At 49.4% G+C, this 17186-nt stretch carries 17 protein-coding genes and 2 pseudogenes; 1 reads left to right on the top strand and 18 read right to left on the bottom strand.

The window, feature by feature from the left end:
• Positions 1–223: 223 nt before the first annotated feature.
• The 11 genes from ACY69O_RS04625 to ACY69O_RS04575 form a co-directional block, all read right to left on the bottom strand.
• Positions 224–754 (bottom strand): flavodoxin family protein, encoded by a 531-nt coding sequence (locus tag ACY69O_RS04625; protein WP_462332295.1) that lies wholly within the window; start codon positions 752–754, stop codon positions 224–226.
• Positions 755–845: 91 nt separating this feature from the next.
• Positions 846–1535, bottom strand: coding sequence for a RadC family protein (gene radC, locus ACY69O_RS04620; RefSeq protein ID WP_462332294.1), 690 nt, complete (start codon positions 1533–1535; stop codon positions 846–848).
• A complete protein-coding gene (locus ACY69O_RS04615; RefSeq protein ID WP_462332293.1) occupies positions 1516–2097 on the bottom strand; it encodes a Maf family protein in 582 nt (193 codons plus the stop codon). The genes radC and ACY69O_RS04615 overlap by 20 nt, the downstream gene beginning before the upstream one ends.
• 11 nt (positions 2098–2108) lie before the next feature.
• A complete protein-coding gene (locus ACY69O_RS04610) occupies positions 2109–2369 on the bottom strand; it encodes a DUF4321 domain-containing protein (protein ID WP_462332292.1) in 261 nt (86 codons plus the stop codon).
• Between the two features lie 25 nt (positions 2370–2394).
• Complete coding sequence (gene queA, locus ACY69O_RS04605; protein ID WP_462332291.1) at positions 2395–3432, bottom strand: tRNA preQ1(34) S-adenosylmethionine ribosyltransferase-isomerase QueA; 1038 nt, start codon at positions 3430–3432, stop codon at positions 2395–2397.
• An 18-nt stretch (positions 3433–3450) separates the two neighbouring features.
• Positions 3451–4890, bottom strand: coding sequence for a SpoIID/LytB domain-containing protein (locus tag ACY69O_RS04600; RefSeq protein ID WP_462332290.1), 1440 nt, complete (start codon positions 4888–4890; stop codon positions 3451–3453).
• 1 nt (position 4891) lies between these two features.
• Positions 4892–5539, bottom strand: a complete 648-nt coding sequence (locus ACY69O_RS04595) for an epoxyqueuosine reductase QueH (protein ID WP_462332289.1) — start codon at positions 5537–5539, stop codon at positions 4892–4894.
• Between the two features lie 12 nt (positions 5540–5551).
• On the bottom strand, positions 5552–6526 hold the full coding sequence (gene ruvB / locus ACY69O_RS04590) for a Holliday junction branch migration DNA helicase RuvB (protein ID WP_462332296.1): 975 nt from the start codon (positions 6524–6526) through the stop codon (positions 5552–5554).
• A 58-nt stretch (positions 6527–6584) separates the two neighbouring features.
• Positions 6585–7184, bottom strand: a complete 600-nt coding sequence (ruvA, locus tag ACY69O_RS04585) for a Holliday junction branch migration protein RuvA (protein ID WP_462332288.1) — start codon at positions 7182–7184, stop codon at positions 6585–6587.
• Positions 7185–7187: 3 nt separating this feature from the next.
• Entirely contained in the window at positions 7188–7682 is a 495-nt protein-coding gene (ruvC, locus tag ACY69O_RS04580; protein WP_462332287.1) for a crossover junction endodeoxyribonuclease RuvC, read from the bottom strand.
• 104 nt (positions 7683–7786) lie between these two features.
• Positions 7787–8530 (bottom strand): YebC/PmpR family DNA-binding transcriptional regulator, encoded by a 744-nt coding sequence (locus ACY69O_RS04575; RefSeq protein ID WP_072934821.1) that lies wholly within the window; start codon positions 8528–8530, stop codon positions 7787–7789.
• Positions 8531–8725: 195 nt separating this feature from the next.
• Between ACY69O_RS04575 and ACY69O_RS04570 the strand changes: the two genes are divergently transcribed.
• Positions 8726–9058 carry a hypothetical protein gene (locus ACY69O_RS04570; RefSeq protein ID WP_462332286.1) on the top strand — a complete coding sequence of 111 codons (333 nt, stop codon included), beginning with the start codon at positions 8726–8728 and terminating at the stop codon, positions 9056–9058.
• A 30-nt stretch (positions 9059–9088) separates the two neighbouring features.
• On the opposite strand, the gene ACY69O_RS04565 is transcribed toward ACY69O_RS04570, so the two are convergent.
• From ACY69O_RS04565 to ACY69O_RS04535, 7 genes and pseudogenes are all read right to left on the bottom strand, one after another.
• The gene (locus ACY69O_RS04565) at positions 9089–11887 is read right to left on the bottom strand and encodes a hybrid sensor histidine kinase/response regulator (RefSeq protein ID WP_462332285.1); all 2799 of its coding nucleotides are present in this window, start codon (positions 11885–11887) and stop codon (positions 9089–9091) included.
• Positions 11888–12032: 145 nt separating this feature from the next.
• Positions 12033–12485: a YaiI/YqxD family protein gene (locus tag ACY69O_RS04560; protein WP_462332284.1), complete on the bottom strand. Its 453-nt coding sequence runs from the start codon at positions 12483–12485 to the stop codon at positions 12033–12035.
• Positions 12482–12793, bottom strand: coding sequence for a TIGR04076 family protein (locus ACY69O_RS04555; RefSeq protein ID WP_462332283.1), 312 nt, complete (start codon positions 12791–12793; stop codon positions 12482–12484). Before ACY69O_RS04555 ends, ACY69O_RS04560 begins: the two co-directional genes overlap by 4 nt.
• A 152-nt stretch (positions 12794–12945) precedes the next feature.
• Positions 12946–13788, bottom strand: a complete 843-nt coding sequence (locus ACY69O_RS04550) for a P-loop NTPase (protein ID WP_462332282.1) — start codon at positions 13786–13788, stop codon at positions 12946–12948.
• A gap of 106 nt (positions 13789–13894) precedes the next feature.
• Positions 13895–14851: a serine O-acetyltransferase EpsC gene (epsC, locus tag ACY69O_RS04545; protein ID WP_462332281.1), complete on the bottom strand. Its 957-nt coding sequence runs from the start codon at positions 14849–14851 to the stop codon at positions 13895–13897.
• 207 nt (positions 14852–15058) lie between these two features.
• Positions 15059–16135, bottom strand: a pseudogene (gene rpoD / locus ACY69O_RS04540) (RNA polymerase sigma factor RpoD); the annotation flags it as partial.
• A 514-nt stretch (positions 16136–16649) separates the two neighbouring features.
• A pseudogene (locus tag ACY69O_RS04535) lies at positions 16650–17186 on the bottom strand (hypothetical protein); the annotation flags it as partial.

Here is a 17186-nt window from a genome sequence, read left to right as displayed (position 1 = left end):
TGAGGCTGCATAACAGGTGCAAAATAGTTAAATACGGCAAATGCTCCTGCGTGAAGCAAAACCGAAAGAAAAACCGCCTTTCTCCATCGGCTTTGACTATCCCTTTCAAAAAGCTCGACACTTCCCACAAGAACACCTCCCCTCTCATTTCCTTTAACTATAATAGTATCATAAAATGAAAAAACCGGAGGAAACAATCTTCTGCCCCTCCGGCGCCATTATTTTATTTTTTCCCTTTCTCCATAAATTTCTTCAAAAGCTCAAGCTTGTGGTCTGCCTTCTTTGCAAACTCTGCTGCTTCGTGGAGGTCGTCCGCGTTCGGGTGTCCCTTTGATGTAATCCAGCCTTTCGATTTTGTATGCGGGTCGTCCTTGGGGAGCTTTGCCCTGCGGGCGAGCACTGCCTCCGACACCTGTCCCTGGCAGCTGAATGTGGCGATTATATTGCAATCAGGGCCGACATTATATGCTGCCCGCGCAAGCGCCGTAACAGCGTGCTCACTTTTCGCATCTGCCGCGTGCGTTGCAAAAAGAACAACATTCGTGTCATGAAGCTTTGACAGAAATTCTGCTGTTTTCGGGTCCGGGCCGCCCCGCCAGAGCCAAAATCCAACGGCGACTATATCCGCGCCCTCCGCTTCAGGCAGAGTGTCCTTTAAGTCAACTGCGGACGTCCCAACGGCTTCGGCCATTGCATCAGCTATTTTTCTTGTATTGCCCGTCACAGATGAAACAACAATTTTCCATTTATGCATACGAAACCCTCCTGTCCTTTATTCTATCCTACCATAAAACAAAGACAGCAGTATGTAACAAATGTTACTCTGCTGTCTGTTTTCGTCATTATCAGTTCAAAAATCCATCTTCTTTAAGGGAGCAGAAATCGTTGTCGCCTATGATAATGTGGTCAAGCACAGGAATATCCATGATTTTGCCCACCTCTATCATGCGTTTCGTTACCTGAATATCTTCGCGGCTTGGGTGTGTGTCTCCGCTGGGGTGATTATGTACGAGAATCACACTTGCCGCGGAGTGCTCAATCGCCTGCCTGAATACTTCCCTCGGGTGTGCGACAGATGCTGAAAGCGTGCCTGTAGTTACTATGGGCATGTGCATAATGTGGTTCTTCATATCCAGCAGCATTACAGCAAAATGCTCCTGCACCTCATCTCTCAGAAGCGGCATAGCATAGTCCGCCGCATCCTTCGGTCCGCGGATAGTCTTTACCTCTTTCGCCTCACGCGTAGCGATACGCTTCCCCAGGGTTACTGCCGCAATTACTGTGGCAGCCTTTGCAGGCCCTACTCCAGGAATCGTGGAAATATCCCGTGGAGAAATCTGGGATATGGCATGAATTCCCTTGTCCTTATATTTTGCAAGCACTTCCTCAGCCACACGGATTACCGAGCGCTGTTTTGTTCCTGTGCGCAAAAGAATAGACAAAAGCTCAATATCTGACAGGCTGTCAGCGCCATTCTGAAGCAGCTTTTCGCGGGGCCTTTCATCCTCCGGGAGGTCACGAACGAGTACGCTCATAAAGCTCTACCCCCGCTTTTTGCGCAAGCGCGTCTACCGCCGCCAGCGGCAGACCGACTACGTTAGAAAACGAGCCTTCAATGCGCGGAATAAACTTCGCGGCAAGCCCCTGTACCGCATAAGCTCCTGCCTTGTCCATAGGCTCTCCTGTGGCAATATATTCCTCGATTTCCTTGTCGGATATCTGACGGAAAGTAACAAGAGTACGTTCTGCGGCACGGTACGTTTTGCCTTTCACCACAAAAGCAATGCCTGTATAGACCTCATGGGAACGCCCCGAAAGCTCTCTCAGCATTCGGGACGCATCCTCTTTATCCTTAGGTTTTCCAAAAATCTTTCCATCAAGAGCGACTACTGTGTCAGCACCAAGCACGGCACAGTCCCCGCCAAGCTCTGCCGCTGCCTTTTCTGCCTTGCGGCATGCGTTTTCCTGCACAAGCTCATCAGGCGGTACGGACGAATCCTTGCATTCCTCCGCATCGCTTTTAACAACCTCAAAACGACATCCGACCTGCGTCAAAAGCTCTTTTCTGCGCGGCGAACCCGAAGCCAGATATATCATTTATATCCTCCTCAGTAGCGGCGGAAAAGAAACAGTGCCAGCACAATGCCGAGAATGCTCATAAAGTTCGGCATAAAAGCAAGACCGACCGTCAGCTTTATAACATAAAGATTTACCGTGACAGGTGCCATATCAAACACCGGAAAGCTCTGCGTGAGATACGGCATAAAGCCCGAAAGCGCATCCACGTTAGATAAGAGATTCCCGAGCAGTCCTCCGAGAATCGCACCTACTACCACAAACAGCACACACAACCCAGTACTATGTCTCACAAAAGCCCCTCCCTAAAAACATGTTTTACTTATTCGGCTGACGCTTGATAAACATTGCGTCACCAAAGGAAAAGAACCTATATTTTTCCTCTACTGCCGTTTTATATGCATCAAGTACGAACTCACGGCCTGCGAACGCGCTTATCAGCATGATAAGTGTAGATTTCGGCAGATGGAAATTCGTGATGATGGCATCTACTATCTTAAAATCATACCCCGGATATATAAAGATCTCCGTAGAATCAGATTTTCCTGCAATCTTTCCCTTTGCGGTCGCGGCAGACTCCAATGTGCGTATGGATGTCGTACCAACCGCAATAACACGGTGTCCCGCAGCCTTCGTCCGCATGACGAGGTCTGCTGTCTCGTCTGAAATGGAGTAATACTCGCGGTGCATCTGATGCTCCTCGATAGTATCCGTCTTCACGGGACGGAACGTACCCAGTCCCACATGCAGCGTCAGGAAACCCAGATTTACTCCGTACGCCTTGAGGTCTTCCATCTGCTCCTTCGTAAAATGCAGGCCCGCTGTAGGCGCGGCTGCGGAGCCTTCCTCACGGTTATACACCGTCTGGTAGCGCTCCTTGTCCTGCAGCTTTTCGTGGATGTACGGTGGAAGCGGTGTCTCTCCGAGACGGTCCAGCACTTCTTCGAAAATGCCTTCGTATGAGAACTTCACAATACGTCCGCCAAAGTCCGTATTGTCCATAACCTCACAGGAAAGCTCATCACTAAACTTTACTGTTGTTCCCTTGCGCGCTTTTTTTCCCGGCTGAACAAGAGTCTCCCAAGTATCTCCGCTGATTCTTCGAAGCAGGAATACCTCTACACGTCCGCCCGTTGGCTCGCGGTGTCCTATAAGACGAGCGGGCATTACACGGGTATCGTTGAATATCAGCGTATCACCCGGCTCAAGGTATTTCTTCAGGTCGTAGAAATGCTGATGCTCGATGGTCTTTTCCACCGGGTCGAGCACCATAAGACGCGAAGAATTTCTCGGCTCTACCGGAGTCTGAGCTATGCGTTCCTCCGGAAGGTCGTAGTCAAAATCAGATAATAACATGTTTCTTTATTCCTTCAATCAAAATAATTTTTCAATCTTTACATCTGTATAATACCGTGCCAGAATTTCGCGGTATTTATACTTTTCAGCCATGCCGCGCGCTCCCCACTGGGAAAGTCCGAGGCCGTGGCCCCAGCCTGCACCGACAAAGGTGACCGTCTCTCCCGCACGGTTTGTGATATCAATCTTTCCCGTCTTGTTCGGCTTCATGGTTTTTCCGCTGCCATAGCAGATATCAAAGAGGGTACTGTGCAGGTCAAATTCCCAGCGCAGCTTTGTTCCCGGAACATCTACTGTTTTGAGTGTACCGACAAACTTAACGGATTTCACCCTATAGGAAGAAAATCTGTCCTTTCCAAGCTTGCCGCCCTTCATATCAAGCGGAGAAATCTCAATTCGTTTAAGTGTACCTACGTTGTATCCCGCTGCGCGAAGCTCATCAACAAGCTTCTTCACAGGCACGGAAATCTTCCACTCCTGATTCGGATTTTCCGAATCCTCGGGGTCAGGACGGGATTTAAGGTACGGAAGATCTGTCCCCGTCTCACCGCTTGCCGCGGTACGTCCGCCGGAGGAAGCATGAAAAGCCGCATAAATAGGCTCGCCGTTGTAGGTCATTACTTCTCCGCGTGTAGCAGATACCGCCGCCAAAGCGTCACGGGACTCTGAAGAAACGCCGCCGTAAACCTGACAATGCGTTGTCGTGCAGACATCGTAGCCGTCCTCTGAATGCTTTTCTTCCCCTACCGTGTAAAGAGCAAAGGTACGTGCTGCCACAGCCTGTGCTTTAAGCGCCTCAGCAGGCCAGCCTTCTCCCATTTCCTCATTGATAACGCCGCCTACATAATCATCAAGCTTTACGAGGTTGATGACGGTAAAGCTGCCGCCCTTAAGGACAATCTCAAAAGTACCGCGGTATTTCGAGTCATTATACGAAAAAACAAGATTTTCGTATTCGTTAGGTGCTTTCAGCACAATCTTTTTCGCCGAAACAGCCTTGCCGTTCAACAAAAGCTGACGGTTCTTTACCGTGATTGTAATTTTATCCTTGTGGGTATATTTCGCAAGTCCCTTGCCGCCGCCCTCGCGCACAACGAAATCATTGTTCGCGGTAAATACAGCGGAAGTCTGTCCTTCTGCAAGTCCCACACGAAGAACAGGCTCAGGCTTTTTAGAAGAGGTGCCCTGTTTATTTTCAGATGTCTTGGGCGCAGCCGGTTTAGTGTCGGCAGTTTTCTTCTCGGACTCTTTTGTTTCAGATGCTTTTGCTTCGGGTGCTTTTGTTTCTGCAGGTTTAGTCTCTGCCTTGGGCGTTGACGTGCCTGTTATAACACCCTTGTCGGGCATTTTCGCCGCTTTGTCGGATTTTGACGGGGCAGCAGCCATCACCATGGCCGGAAGCAGCCATAATGCCATCATAAGACATACGGCAAATGCTTTAAGACAATTCCGTTTCATCTCATCCCTCCTGCTCCATCTTCAGACGTTCAGCCTTCTTTGCTTTCATCAGCTTCTTATGTGCTTTTTGTATCGCCTTGCTGTAGCGTTCCTCTTCGCTGAAGATACATCCGCAGTATGGCTGACGATACAATTCAAGAGACTGACAGATGTCGATTCCCTCCTGCCAGCCCGGACGGAAATCCTCATAAAAGAATTTCACGCCATACTGTTCAGCATAGCGTTCAGCCGTTTCTTTCATCAAATCGTGCATCTGGTAAATACTGTAAAAAAGTGTCGAGGTAAATGCGTCATAGCCGTTTTCGGCTGCATACCGTGCCGCTTCACCCAGCCGCCAGCTGTAGCACATACGGCAGCGCGCCTTCGAGCCTCCCTCAGCCGCTATACGGACGGCTTCCTCTGTAGTTTCGGCCTCAAGTGGCAGCGCCTTTCTCAAAAAATCACGGATACGATATTCCTCGTCCGTATGTATTTCCATCTTTACCTTCTCTGCAAACTCCTTCGCCGTATCAAGCCGCATTTTCCATTCCTTATACGGATGGATATTGGGATTGAAAAAAAATCCCACAGGCTCGATACCTTCCTCGCGAAGCCGCTTGACCGGATAGCATGAACACGGTCCGCAGCACATGTGCAGCAATAGCTTCATTTTATTTCTCCCTTACTCCGGATACGGCACATGCATGTGCTCATACCCCGCCCGCGTGACAACACGTCCACGCGGTGTTTTCATCAAAAAGCCCATCTGAAGCAGGAAAGGCTCGTACACATCAGTGATGGTATCCGGCTCCTCGCTTATGGCTGCCGCGATAGTATCAAGGCCAACCGGGCCGCCTCCGAATTTATGAATCATGGACTCAAGCATACGGCGGTCCGTACGGTCAAGGCCCGCTTTATCTACTTCAAGACGGCTGAGTGCCCTGTCGGCAATATCCGACGTTATTGTTCCTTTTCCGTCCACCTGCGCAAAGTCGCGGACACGCTTCAACAGGCGGTTCGCAATACGCGGCGTTCCACGCGAACGGCGTGCTATTTCCTCAGCTCCGTGATCGTCAATGGGAATCTGCAGAATCTCCGACGCGCGCTTTATGATTTCGACCAGTGCCTCAGGCTTATAGTATTCAAGCCGCTCAATAACGCCGAAACGGTCGCGGAGCGGTGCAGCAAGAGCACCTGCCCTTGTCGTCGCGCCAACAAGCGTAAATGGCGCAATATCCAGGCGTATAGACCGCGCGCTCGGACCTTTTCCGATAACGATATCTAAAGCGAAATCCTCCATGGCGGAATAAAGCACCTCTTCCACGCTGTGGGAAAGGCGATGAATTTCATCTATAAAAAGCACATCACGCTCACCGAGATTCGTCAAAAGAGCCGCCAAATCTCCCGAGCGCTCGATTGCAGGACCGCTGGTTACACGGAAATTTACTCCCAGCTCGTTTGCGATGATGCCGGCAAGAGTCGTCTTTCCGAGTCCCGGAGGCCCGTACAGAAGGACATGATCCAGCGCTTCACCGCGCTTTAACGCCGCCTGTATAAAAACGGAAAGGTTCTCCTTGACCTTATCCTGCCCTATATATTCGTTGAGCTTTCGAGGACGCAGGCTGTACTGCCAGTCGTCCGCAGACTGTGCCTCCATTGAGACGATACGGCCTTCCTCTTCCTTAGTCAGCTCCACGCAGTTCCCTCCTTACCGATTACTTCCGTTTTCCGAACTCGCTCAAAGCAAAACGAATGAGCGTCGCAGAATCCATTCCTTCACCCGCGCGCCGCAGTACTGGATCGATTTCCGCCTGCGAATATCCGAGAGAAAGAAGCGCCGCCGATGCCTCGGAAACAGTATCGTCTCCGACAACAGGCATATCCGAAACATCCTCCAAATCCGCAGACTCCGAGCCTGCGGCAATTTTATCCTTCAGCTCCAGAATAAGTCTCTGAGCAGATTTCTTTCCTATTCCGGGGAGCTTCGTCAAAACAGTAAGCTGCTGACCGTGAATAGCCGCGCAGAGCTTATCCACCGTAATAGACGATAAAATACCGAGAGCAACCTTTGGGCCTATTCCCGACACCGAAATAAGCTGCTCAAAAACATCATATTCTTCCTGGCTGAAAAAACCATATAAAGTCAAAGCATCTTCCCTGACCGAAAGATGTGTAAAAAGCGTCGCTTCCTCACCCGTGTGAAGACGGCTGCGCGTTGCCGACGCGATATATACGCGGTATCCAACCCCGCCTACGTCCAAAAGACAGCAGTCAGCAAAAAGATGCGCGACTCTGCCGCGAAGAAATCCTATCATAGATTACCCGTTCCTCCATCGAATACTGTCCAAACAATGCAGCGTGCATATTGCCGCCGCCAGCGCGTCCGCCGTATCATCCGGCTTCGGCGGCTCCGGAAGGTGCAGGAGCTTCGTAACCATATAGATGACCTGCTCCTTTGTAGCTTTTCCGTAACCCGTGACAGACTGCTTTATCTGCAGCGGCGTACGCTCCACAAGCTCAATGTTGTTCTTTGCCGCCGCAAGAAGCACGATTCCCCTTGCCTGTCCTACCGGAATCGCCGTGGTTACATTGCGATTGAAAAACAACTGCTCTACGCCCATAGCGTCAGGCTTATATTTTTTGATGAGCGCGTCAAGCTCATCGTAAAGCTTCATCAGCCTGTCCTGCATACGTGCCTTCGGACTCGTTAAAATCGCTCCATATTCATGTGGAATAAGCCGGCTGCCCTGCGCAGCCTCCACAAAACCATAGCCGCAGATAGCAGTACCCGGGTCGATTCCCAGTACAAGCATATTTCTTTCAACCGCTCCTTTTTAGAACAAATACTCTGTTAATTATACCAAAGGTTGCAGTAAAAAAACACCCGGATTACTCCGGGTGCCGTATAGCCTTGAAATCAGCCTTCGAGGGAATCCTCGTCAATCTCATAGTTTGCATAGACATTCTGCACATCATCGGACTCTTCAAAAGCATCGATGAGGTCGAGCATCTTCTGTGCGTCTTTGCCTTCGAGGTGAACTGTCGTGTCCGGAACCATCGTGATTTCAGCAGATGCAGTCTCAATACCCTTCTCAGCAAGAGCAGCCTCAACAGCGTTGAAATCGCCCGGCTCAGCCGTGATTTCAAACACATCGTCCTCAGCCTTCATATCCTCTGCGCCGGCCTCAAGAACGATATCCATCAGAGCATCTTCGTCCTCGAATTTTTCCTTCTCGACAACGAAAACAGCCTTCTGTTTGAACATCCACGAAACGCAGCCTGTTTCGCCGAGGTTTCCGCCATGCTTGGAGAAAAGATGCCGTACATCTGCAGCCGCACGGTTGCGGTTATCGGTCATGATATCGAGCAGCATTGCAACTCCGCCCGGACCGTAACCCTCGTATGTGAACTCTTCGTAATTAGCACCGTCCGCAGCACCCTGGCCTTTTTTGATGGCACGCTGAATGTTGTCCTTCGGAATATTATTGGCCTTTGCCTTCGACAAAGCCAGCTTCAGACGCATATTTCCGACCGGGTCCGGACCGCCCATACGGACGGCAATCGTGATTTCACGGCCGATTTTCGTCGTAATCTTTCCGCGGATTGCGTCGTTTGCGCCTTTTTTACGTTTGATATTTGCCCACTTAGAATGTCCTGACATGCAAGAACCGCTCCTTTAACAATAACTTTCATTAAAAGTAAATAACCTGTGATATTATACCACACTGAGCTCACGGTTTCTACCCATCAGCAGTCATAATCATTAAATCCATGCCGTTTATTTTGTCGCTCCATTGCCCAAAAGACTGTGCCATGATACGATATGAAAAGAAAAACCACGCGCAGGGGGTACATCATGCAGGAACAAAATCATGTATCTTATGAAGAGGCTATGAAAAACATATTCGGTACAGCTCTGGAACGGCTGAAGAAGCTTGTCCCTGATAACGGTGAAATCGCTCTTTCCTATGATGAGCTCAGCGCGCTGGGATACACAAAGGAAGCTATGGGAACAGATTTTGAGGACCTGCGTGATATGGCATACGCAAGAAACAATGAGTTCGGATTTCTGTCGCAGTGCATAGTATTCGATGACATAAAGGATACACCTCAAAAAAGCGCAATTATTTTCAAATTCACACGGCCGTTCATGGACGCTGTTGTGAAAAAGCTTCCGTCCGGCAATTAAAGAAGATGAGGAATACCGTTTAGGTAATCCTCATCTTTTTTCGTTACAAAATTTTGCAATCGTGCGCATCAGTGTATCAGGATTGATTGGCTTGCTGATATGCGCGTTCATGCCGACCTCAGTACAGTGTTTTATATCTGATTCATAAGCATCAGCCGACATAGCAATGATGAGTGTTTTCTTTGCATCCGCACGGTCCAGCCCACGGATATTTTCTGCAGCGTCAAATCCGTTCATTTCAGGCATTCTTAAATCCATAAGGACGAGCTTATAGTACCCTTCCTCACTCTTCTTGAACATTTCAACGCCTTCCGCACCGTTTTTCGCCCAATCAATAGTATCTGCCCCATAATCAGAAAGCAGGAATTTCGCAAGCTCGGCGTTGACTTCATTATCTTCACAGAGAAGGATAGGAACTCCCTTCAGTAAATCCTGCGGAACAGCTTCCACCGCTTCGTCCTGTTTTTCTTTCTTATCCCTATACTCCGCCCGGACAGGAATCTGCACTGTGAACGTCGTGCCTGCATGCAGGCGGCTCTTTACCGCAATCGTTCCGCCCAGCAGTTCAACGAACCGGTTGACGATTGAAAGCCCCAGACCCGTACCCTGCACGTCTTTCATCTCTGAGCGGTTTTCCTGGGTAAAGACATCAAACATCTTTTCCTGAAAGTCCTCACTCATGCCTATGCCGTCGTCACTAAATATTTCCGTGAGCATCCACTGCTCACCCTCTCTGTGCACGGAGAGCTCCCAGCGGACGTGACCGCTTGCGGGCGTATATTTTATCGCGTTGCTCAAAAGATTCATGGCAATCTGTTGGATACGCAGACGGTCCGAGCAGATATACAGTCCCTCCGGCACGTCAAATTCAGATGTAAATTCTATATCCTTCGTTTCCGCGTTCATGGAGATGGAGGATTCGATTGCCTTGAAAAGCTCGCGAATATCAAACCAGTCAGATATCAGCTGCATCTTGCCGCTTTCAATCTTGGACAGGTCGAGAATGTCATTTACGATATCCAGCATCAGATGTCCCGACCCGTCAATACGGTCAAGAAACTGGCGAATCTCCCCCATGTTTTCAGATTTCTTCGCGAGATGCGTATATCCGAGAATACCGTTCAAAGGTGTACGTATATCATGGCTCATAGAGGACAGGAAGCTGCTTTCCGCTCTTCGCGCCTGTTCTGCGGCGTCCAAGGCAGCCTGCTTCTTTGCAAGGTTTGCCAGCACCTTTTCCCTTTCTGCCGAATAATGATCATACGCACTCAGGCACATAATAAGCAGGAAAACAGCAAAGAACACAACAACCCACTGAATAGGCAGAGATTGTAAAAGTCCTCTGAGTGTCGGCTCCATATATACATTGCGGTCAATAATTCCCGCCACTTCGTTTGCAGCAGTCATTGATGCCTTGCTCAATATTGAACCCAGAACTATATTTTCCCGCAGAACCTCACCCGTGCAGTCGACGGAAATATTCCCTATGCCTTCGATAATGTACCCGACGGGACGGAAACGGCTCATAAAAGAATTCATCTGCACAACGGTACAGAACATCGAATCGACTTCTCCGTTTTCCAATGCTTCAAAGCATGCTTTTGTGTCCGTATATTCTACAAAATGAAGGTCCTCGAATCGTTCTTTGATTTCCCTTCGTATATGCTCCGGCAGAAAGCTCAGTACAGCAGCCCGATTGACATTATCCACGCGGGAACGGCTGATTTGAAATACCGGAAAGGAAAAATATGTCTTTGTCTGAACAAGTCCTTCCTTCGATGCAGCGATAACGTCCTCTGTTGTGATACCCAACACATCTGCATCACCACGATGCAGGGCATCTATGGCCTCCTCACGGCTGGCATAGACGGTAAACTGTACCTGCACTCCGAGCCGCGATGCCATAATACGGTAATAATCCGGGACAATTCCTTTGCAGCTGCCGTCCTTTTTCGCTACATAAAAGGGTGGAAGTTTATTTACCACCGCCACGCGAAGAACAGGATGCTCCGCCAGATAGGCTTCCTCTTCCTCCGTGAAAAATACACGGCTCTGGTCATCGTGAAGATATTTTATTTTAAGCTTCTCCGGATAGAGAGGTTCTTCTCTGAGGATACGGTTCATCGCCCTATCCACCTCAAGCCGGAGCTGCTGCTCATTTTTGTTCAGTACGGGATAATACAAATCCGTCGATACACGCATGATTGCGCGGTAGTTGTCCGCAAGCATCATACCGCCGACAACCGCGCCGTCAATTTCTCCGTCATGAAGCGCGTCACCAAGCGAGTCCACATTTTCATACAGCAGAAAATCCGGATGGATTCCTGTATTTTCCGCCCATTTTTCCGCTCTTGTCAGCATGACCGAGCCACGGATTGCTCCCAAGCGCATACCGTCGATTTTCTGCACATTTCCGTAATCATAGCGCTTATCATCCGTGCGAACACGTATACTCATCTGTCCGCGGTTCATCCAGTTGTCCGTAAAAATAAACCGTCTCCTGCGCTCATCAGTCTGGGATATTCCCAGCGCAATCTGAATCTCTCCGTCCTCCAATGCAGAAAGAAGCTCACGAAAATCCTTGTACGTATGGTAGTCAATCTTAAATCCGGCATACTGCGCTATTTTATACATATACTCCGCATCAAAGCCCGTCGCAACGCCGTCCTCCTGAAGCACGGAATATCCGCGCTGCGGCAGAATACCTACGTGGACAATCCTGCCTGATGAGGAATCCGCTTCCTGCATATATGCATGTGCGCCGAAATAAAATAAAACGCTGAAAACAATCCCGAAAAGTGCCGCCAATCTTCCTGTACGCCCCTTCATACAGGCTCACTCCTCTACGATTTTTATTAACGCAATAATCCATATTTCCCGAAATCAGTTTTATACTATTATAGTCACAATTATAGCATAAAAACGGAGACATAAACGCATTTTTGCGTCTATGTCTCCGTGTAAATTTACAAATTCAGTTTTGCTCCAAAAGCCGCAGAAGCAGTGCTTCAAACCGCGCCTTGAATGCCTCATTATCCTCTTCAGTGCGCTTCCTTGGTCCGCTCAGATGATTCTTTTTCGAGGCCCGCCTCGCCTTTTTCGCGATATGCCGCTCCATGAGCAGGCGGTCTATATTTTCGTCCGTGTACTCCCAGCCGTTCTGATGCACGGCATAGGCTTTCTTGCCGAGCGCCATCGCAGCCACGCCGTAATCCTGGGTAACGACTACATCTCCTGCACGCAAAAGATTTATAAGTGCTATATCTACTGAATCTGCCCCGGCTTCGATGGTACGGACTTCACTGTAATCCGAGCGCATGACATGATTCGTGTCGCACAGCAAAGTAACGGGAACGCTGTGCCGCCCGGCTATTTCTTCAATCTGTCTCACCACAGGACAAGCATCAGCATCTACAAGTATTTTCATACTTCCTCGTCCACCGCCTCCAACAGAAAGCTGACAGGGCGAAAACCGTCATTGCATGATATCATGGCTGACCGCTTATCCTTCATCCATCCGTCGTAAAAGTCCTCTGCGCCGTGCGCCAAAGCCATAACAAACGGAGATATAGTTTCCCATGCACTCTCACAAAAGCCCTCAGGGCGTTTCCATCCGTCGGCAATAAATACCTGCCCCTCCCGGATATCGCAGGCGTGCTCAATGGGATTCTCGTATTTCGCCATCAGGTCTTCGTAACAGGCCTTGCGCATAACAGTAATCCGAACCTTCTTCACAGCAGCACCTCCTTCAATCATACTTTTATTTTATTACACACTCAGTCTTTCCTGCAACAATACTGACCTGAATCATACACAGGCAGTCAGCTTAACATGGAAATAAAAAAGCTGCGGCAAATGAGCGTTCATCTGCCACAGCTGATGTTAATTTATTCTTTTTCCGGCAGCTTTTCGAGGATTTCCTGCAGGCTGTCGAGATAATGAGCATCGTAGCTCTCGATTTTGCCGTGGTCACAGGCATCAGCCAGCACAGGGTCGAGAGGCACATGTCCGATAACAGGCAGGTCATACTGCGCTGCGATAGACGGCAGATGGCTTTCGCCGAAAAGATGGTGTTCCTTGCCGCAGTCCGGGCAGCGGAAGAAGGACATGTTTTCGATGAGTCCAAGGATAGGAACATTCATCATACTTGCCATGTTTACGGCTTTTTTAACAATCATGGAAACGAGATCCTGAGGCGAGGTGACGACAACAATGCCGTCAACCGGCAGCGACTGGAACACCGTCAGAGGAACGTCGCCCGTTCCCGGCGGCATATCTACAAAGAGATAGTCAATATCCTGCCAGATAATCTCCGACCAGAACTGCTTGATAACTCCCGAAATAACCGGACCGCGCCATACGACAGGGTCGTCTTCGTTCGGCAGCATGAGATTGATGGAAACAAGGTCGATTCCTCCGTCGCTGGGCAGAGGATAAGCGCCGCTCTCCGTACCGCGAAGCTCTCCCTTTACTCCGAACATCTTCGGAATGGACGGTCCTGTCACGTCAGCATCAAGAATACCCACATGATAACCTGCACGGCTCATGAGGCACGCTGCCAGCGATGTAACGGAGGATTTTCCGACACCGCCCTTGCCGCTCATGACGGCAATGACATGCTTTACCTTTGACAGTTCGTTCGGTTTAACTAAAAGACTCTGAGGCGCCGTACGCGAACCGCATTCTACGCCGCAGCTTGAGCAGTCATGGCTGCAGTTTTCTTCACTCATCACAATACTCCCTTTCAAACTTTCTCCTACATTTACGACTCATTCTATCACATTTCCACCATTGAAAAAAGTCTGCGAAGGGTATCCGCAGACTTTGCATTTTTTATTAGATTGTATAAATCCAGCCCTCAGGCGACAAATCCTTGCTCTTGATAGTCTCGTGATGAGTCTCGTCAAGCTGCAGCTCAAGATTCTTGATACTGACACGGGTGCCCGGATTGATGGACTGCGTAATGAAGGAGTTGCCTCCGATTACGGAGTCATGTCCGATTATGGTATCTCCGCCGAGTATGGACGCACCCGAATAAATCGTGACATTGTCCTCGATGGTCGGGTGCCGCTTTTTGCCTTTGAGCTTCTGGCCTCCGCGAGTTGAAAGCGCGCCAATGGTAACGCCCTGATAGAGCTTTACATGGTCACCGATTATGGAAGTCTCGCCAACCACAACGCCTGTCGCATGGTCGATAAAGAAATATCTGCCGATTGTAGCGCCCGGGTGAATATCCACGCCCGTGCGGCTGTGGGCATACTCCGTCATCATGCGCGGAATCAAAGGAATACGCAATGTGAAAAGCTCATGTGCGATACGGTAAATGGTAATGGCAATAAGCCCCGGATACGCCAGAACTATTTCGTCCATGCTCTTTGCAGCAGGGTCTCCGTCAAAAGCAGCCTCAAGGTCGGAGTTCACATAGTCACGCAGCTTCGGAATACGGTGCAGGAACTCAAAAACGAGTCTCTGCGCCTCACGCTGCACGACAGGCTCCTCTACTTCCGCGTATTCCGGCAGCGTCGAAAGCACTCCCGCAACCTGCTGGCTGAGCTTGAATACAATTACCTCAATGAAATATGAAAGATTGCGGTAATCATCATGCGGGCTGTACGACTTGCGGCGGTAATAGCCAGGGTACAAAATACGCAGGAGCTTCTGAATGACGTCCACGATAGCTTTTTCATCAATCTGTGTGGAAGACTCACCGTGGTCAATAGGTCTGTCCTTTTTATAGTCATCAAGGATTTCATTTACGATATTCTGAATCTCGTTTTCTTTTGCAAGAGACATGCTTTTCACTCACCTTTAGGATTTTTGCAAGGATTGCAGGTAATTTATTATACCGTTTGCCTATGATTTCGTCAATGAAATGTATTTCACGGCGGGATAAAAGGCGTTTTACATGACACATTATGAACATTTTCCCGAAAGCAATATGTTATTACGTCACAGAAAAAAATACCGCCGTCCGTAAGAACAGCGGTATTTTGAATTGAATCAGTCAAGGAAATCGCGCAGTTTGTGGCTGCGGGTCGGGTGGCGGAGCTTTCTGAGAGCCTTCGCCTCAATCTGACGGATACGCTCACGGGTAACGCCAAAGTTCTGTCCGACCTCTTCCAGCGTACGGGAACGGCCGTCGTCGATTCCGAAACGCAGGCGGAGAACACGTTCTTCGCGCGGTGTCAGTGTATCGAGCACATCCTCAAGCTGCTCCTTGAGCAGTGTGAAGGATGCGGCATCAGCCGGAGCCGGTGCGTCCTGATCCTCAATGAAATCACCGAGATGCGAATCTTCCTCTTCACCGATAGGTGTCTCAAGGGAGACAGGCTCCTGAGCGATTTTCATAATCTCGCGTACGCGGTCGACGCTGATTTCCATCTCCTTTGCGATTTCGTCCGGGGACGGATCACGGCCAAGCTGCTGAAGGAGCTGGCGGGAGATACGAATGAGCTTGTTGATAGTCTCGACCATATGAACAGGAATACGGATAGTACGGGCCTGATCCGCGATAGCACGGGTAATAGCCTGACGAATCCACCATGTTGCATACGTACTGAATTTATATCCTTTGTTGTAATCGAACTTCTCAACAGCCTTGATAAGTCCGAGATTACCCTCCTGAATAAGGTCAAGGAAGAGCATACCACGGCCGACATAGCGTTTCGCAATACTTACGACAAGGCGCAGGTTTGCTTCTGCAAGCCGCTTCTGAGCTTCCTCGTCGCCGGCTTCCATACGTTTTGCAAGCTCAACTTCCTCATCAGCAGTGAGCAGAGGTACACGTCCGATTTCTTTAAGATACATACGGACCGGGTCATCAATGCTGATGCCCTCAGGAATGCTGAGGTCGATTTCTTCCTCTGATTTATCCTCTTCATCTTCGGAATCGGAGGTCTCTTCCACAACATCTATGCCCTGCTTTCCAAATGTCTCATAAAGATCCTCTATATCATCAACAGAGAAATTCTGTTTCTGGAGTGCATCGGCGATTTCTCCGTAAGTGAGCAGATTTCCGTTCTTTTTTCCGATTTCGCAAAGCTCTTTAACAATATCGTCAACTGTAGCTGTAGAGGTATCCTCTTCCTTTACAGGCTTTTTGACCGTTTTCTTCTTTGCGGCCGTTTTCTTTGCCGGCTTCTGCTCTTCTTTCGGCTCTTCCGCAGCCTTCTGCGGTTCCTTTTTGGCTTCTTCTTTCTTTGCCGCAGCCGCGGAAGTCTTTTTCGCAGGCTTCTTTGCCGCGGTCTCAGCTTTATTCTCAGCAGCTTTTTCAGCAGGCTTTTCTTCCTTTACCGTCTTTGCGGTCTTTTTAGCCGGCTTCTTTGCTGCGGGCGTCTCTGCTTTTTCCGGCTTTTCCTCTTTTACCGTCTTTGCGGTCTTCTTCGCCGGTTTAGTTGCTTTCCCGTCTTTAGCAGCTTTTTCAGGCTTCGGTGCTTCCGGTTCTGCCTGAGCTTTTTTCGTGGTCGTCTTTTTTACGGCCTTTGTGTTTTTTTTCTCTTTTTCCGGTGCTTCCGCAGCTTTGTCTTTCTTTGCTGTCACGCTGTCACGCCCCCCTTCCTCTTGAATTTCAGTCATAGCTTTCTTACTCAATTCACAAACCATCCATTTCTTTTCTTATTGCTTCGCTCTCCCGAAGTACATCGAGAAAAGACGAATCATTCGCGCGTTCAAGTGCGTCTGCCTTCAGGCGGAGCTCCTCAAATCGCGACCGGAGTACCGTTTTTCTAAGCACCTTGACACAGTCCTCGAAAAGTGTCATAAGGTCCTGACTGTCAAGGTTTTCCACGAGTGCCCGTGAAAGTTCATCCGCTGCATCGCCGGAGAGTTCATGCATTGCTGCTGTATCCGAAAACGCTTCCCCGCGTAAATTTTTCTCGTCGAGATACCGCAGGATTTCTCCATGCACAGCAAAAGGAAATTCCTCAAGCGGCACGGCGGATTTTAGATAAAGGATTGAATCCGGGTCGTTCCAGACCTGCCGGATGACGATACGTCCCGCACGACGTACGGCGTTATCGACCTGACGGACGGCCTGTCGGACCGGTGCACGCCTCGGCTGCAAAAGCTCATCCGGCCGCCCGCGGTAATTCGCAAGCTCCTGCCGTATGATGCCCTCGTCTATGCCAAG

The sequence above is a fragment of the Schwartzia sp. (in: firmicutes) genome, from assembly GCF_978017985.1.
Note: the sequence above shows the minus strand (reverse complement) of the source record. Positions and strands in the feature narration are given on the sequence as shown.

What these genes read in the sequence shown, in the direction of transcription:
- ACY69O_RS04625 (WP_462332295.1), bottom strand. Translation starts at nt 754, where the DNA reads ATGCATAAATGGAAAATTGTTGTTTCATCTGTGACGGGCAATACAAGA.
- radC (WP_462332294.1), bottom strand. Translation starts at nt 1,535, where the DNA reads ATGAGCGTACTCGTTCGTGACCTCCCGGAGGATGAAAGGCCCCGCGAA.
- ACY69O_RS04615 (WP_462332293.1), bottom strand. Translation starts at nt 2,097, where the DNA reads ATGATATATCTGGCTTCGGGTTCGCCGCGCAGAAAAGAGCTTTTGACG.
- queA (WP_462332291.1), bottom strand. Translation starts at nt 3,432, where the DNA reads ATGTTATTATCTGATTTTGACTACGACCTTCCGGAGGAACGCATAGCT.
- ACY69O_RS04600 (WP_462332290.1), bottom strand. Translation starts at nt 4,890, where the DNA reads ATGAAACGGAATTGTCTTAAAGCATTTGCCGTATGTCTTATGATGGCA.
- ACY69O_RS04595 (WP_462332289.1), bottom strand. Translation starts at nt 5,539, where the DNA reads ATGAAGCTATTGCTGCACATGTGCTGCGGACCGTGTTCATGCTATCCG.
- ruvB (WP_462332296.1), bottom strand. Translation starts at nt 6,526, where the DNA reads ATGGAGGCACAGTCTGCGGACGACTGGCAGTACAGCCTGCGTCCTCGA.
- ruvA (WP_462332288.1), bottom strand. Translation starts at nt 7,184, where the DNA reads ATGATAGGATTTCTTCGCGGCAGAGTCGCGCATCTTTTTGCTGACTGC.
- ruvC (WP_462332287.1), bottom strand. Translation starts at nt 7,682, where the DNA reads ATGCTTGTACTGGGAATCGACCCGGGTACTGCTATCTGCGGCTATGGT.
- ACY69O_RS04575 (WP_072934821.1), bottom strand. Translation starts at nt 8,530, where the DNA reads ATGTCAGGACATTCTAAGTGGGCAAATATCAAACGTAAAAAAGGCGCA.
- ACY69O_RS04570 (WP_462332286.1), top strand. Translation starts at nt 8,726, where the DNA reads ATGCAGGAACAAAATCATGTATCTTATGAAGAGGCTATGAAAAACATA.
- ACY69O_RS04565 (WP_462332285.1), bottom strand. Translation starts at nt 11,887, where the DNA reads ATGAAGGGGCGTACAGGAAGATTGGCGGCACTTTTCGGGATTGTTTTC.
- ACY69O_RS04560 (WP_462332284.1), bottom strand. Translation starts at nt 12,485, where the DNA reads ATGAAAATACTTGTAGATGCTGATGCTTGTCCTGTGGTGAGACAGATT.
- ACY69O_RS04550 (WP_462332282.1), bottom strand. Translation starts at nt 13,788, where the DNA reads ATGAGTGAAGAAAACTGCAGCCATGACTGCTCAAGCTGCGGCGTAGAA.
- epsC (WP_462332281.1), bottom strand. Translation starts at nt 14,851, where the DNA reads ATGTCTCTTGCAAAAGAAAACGAGATTCAGAATATCGTAAATGAAATC.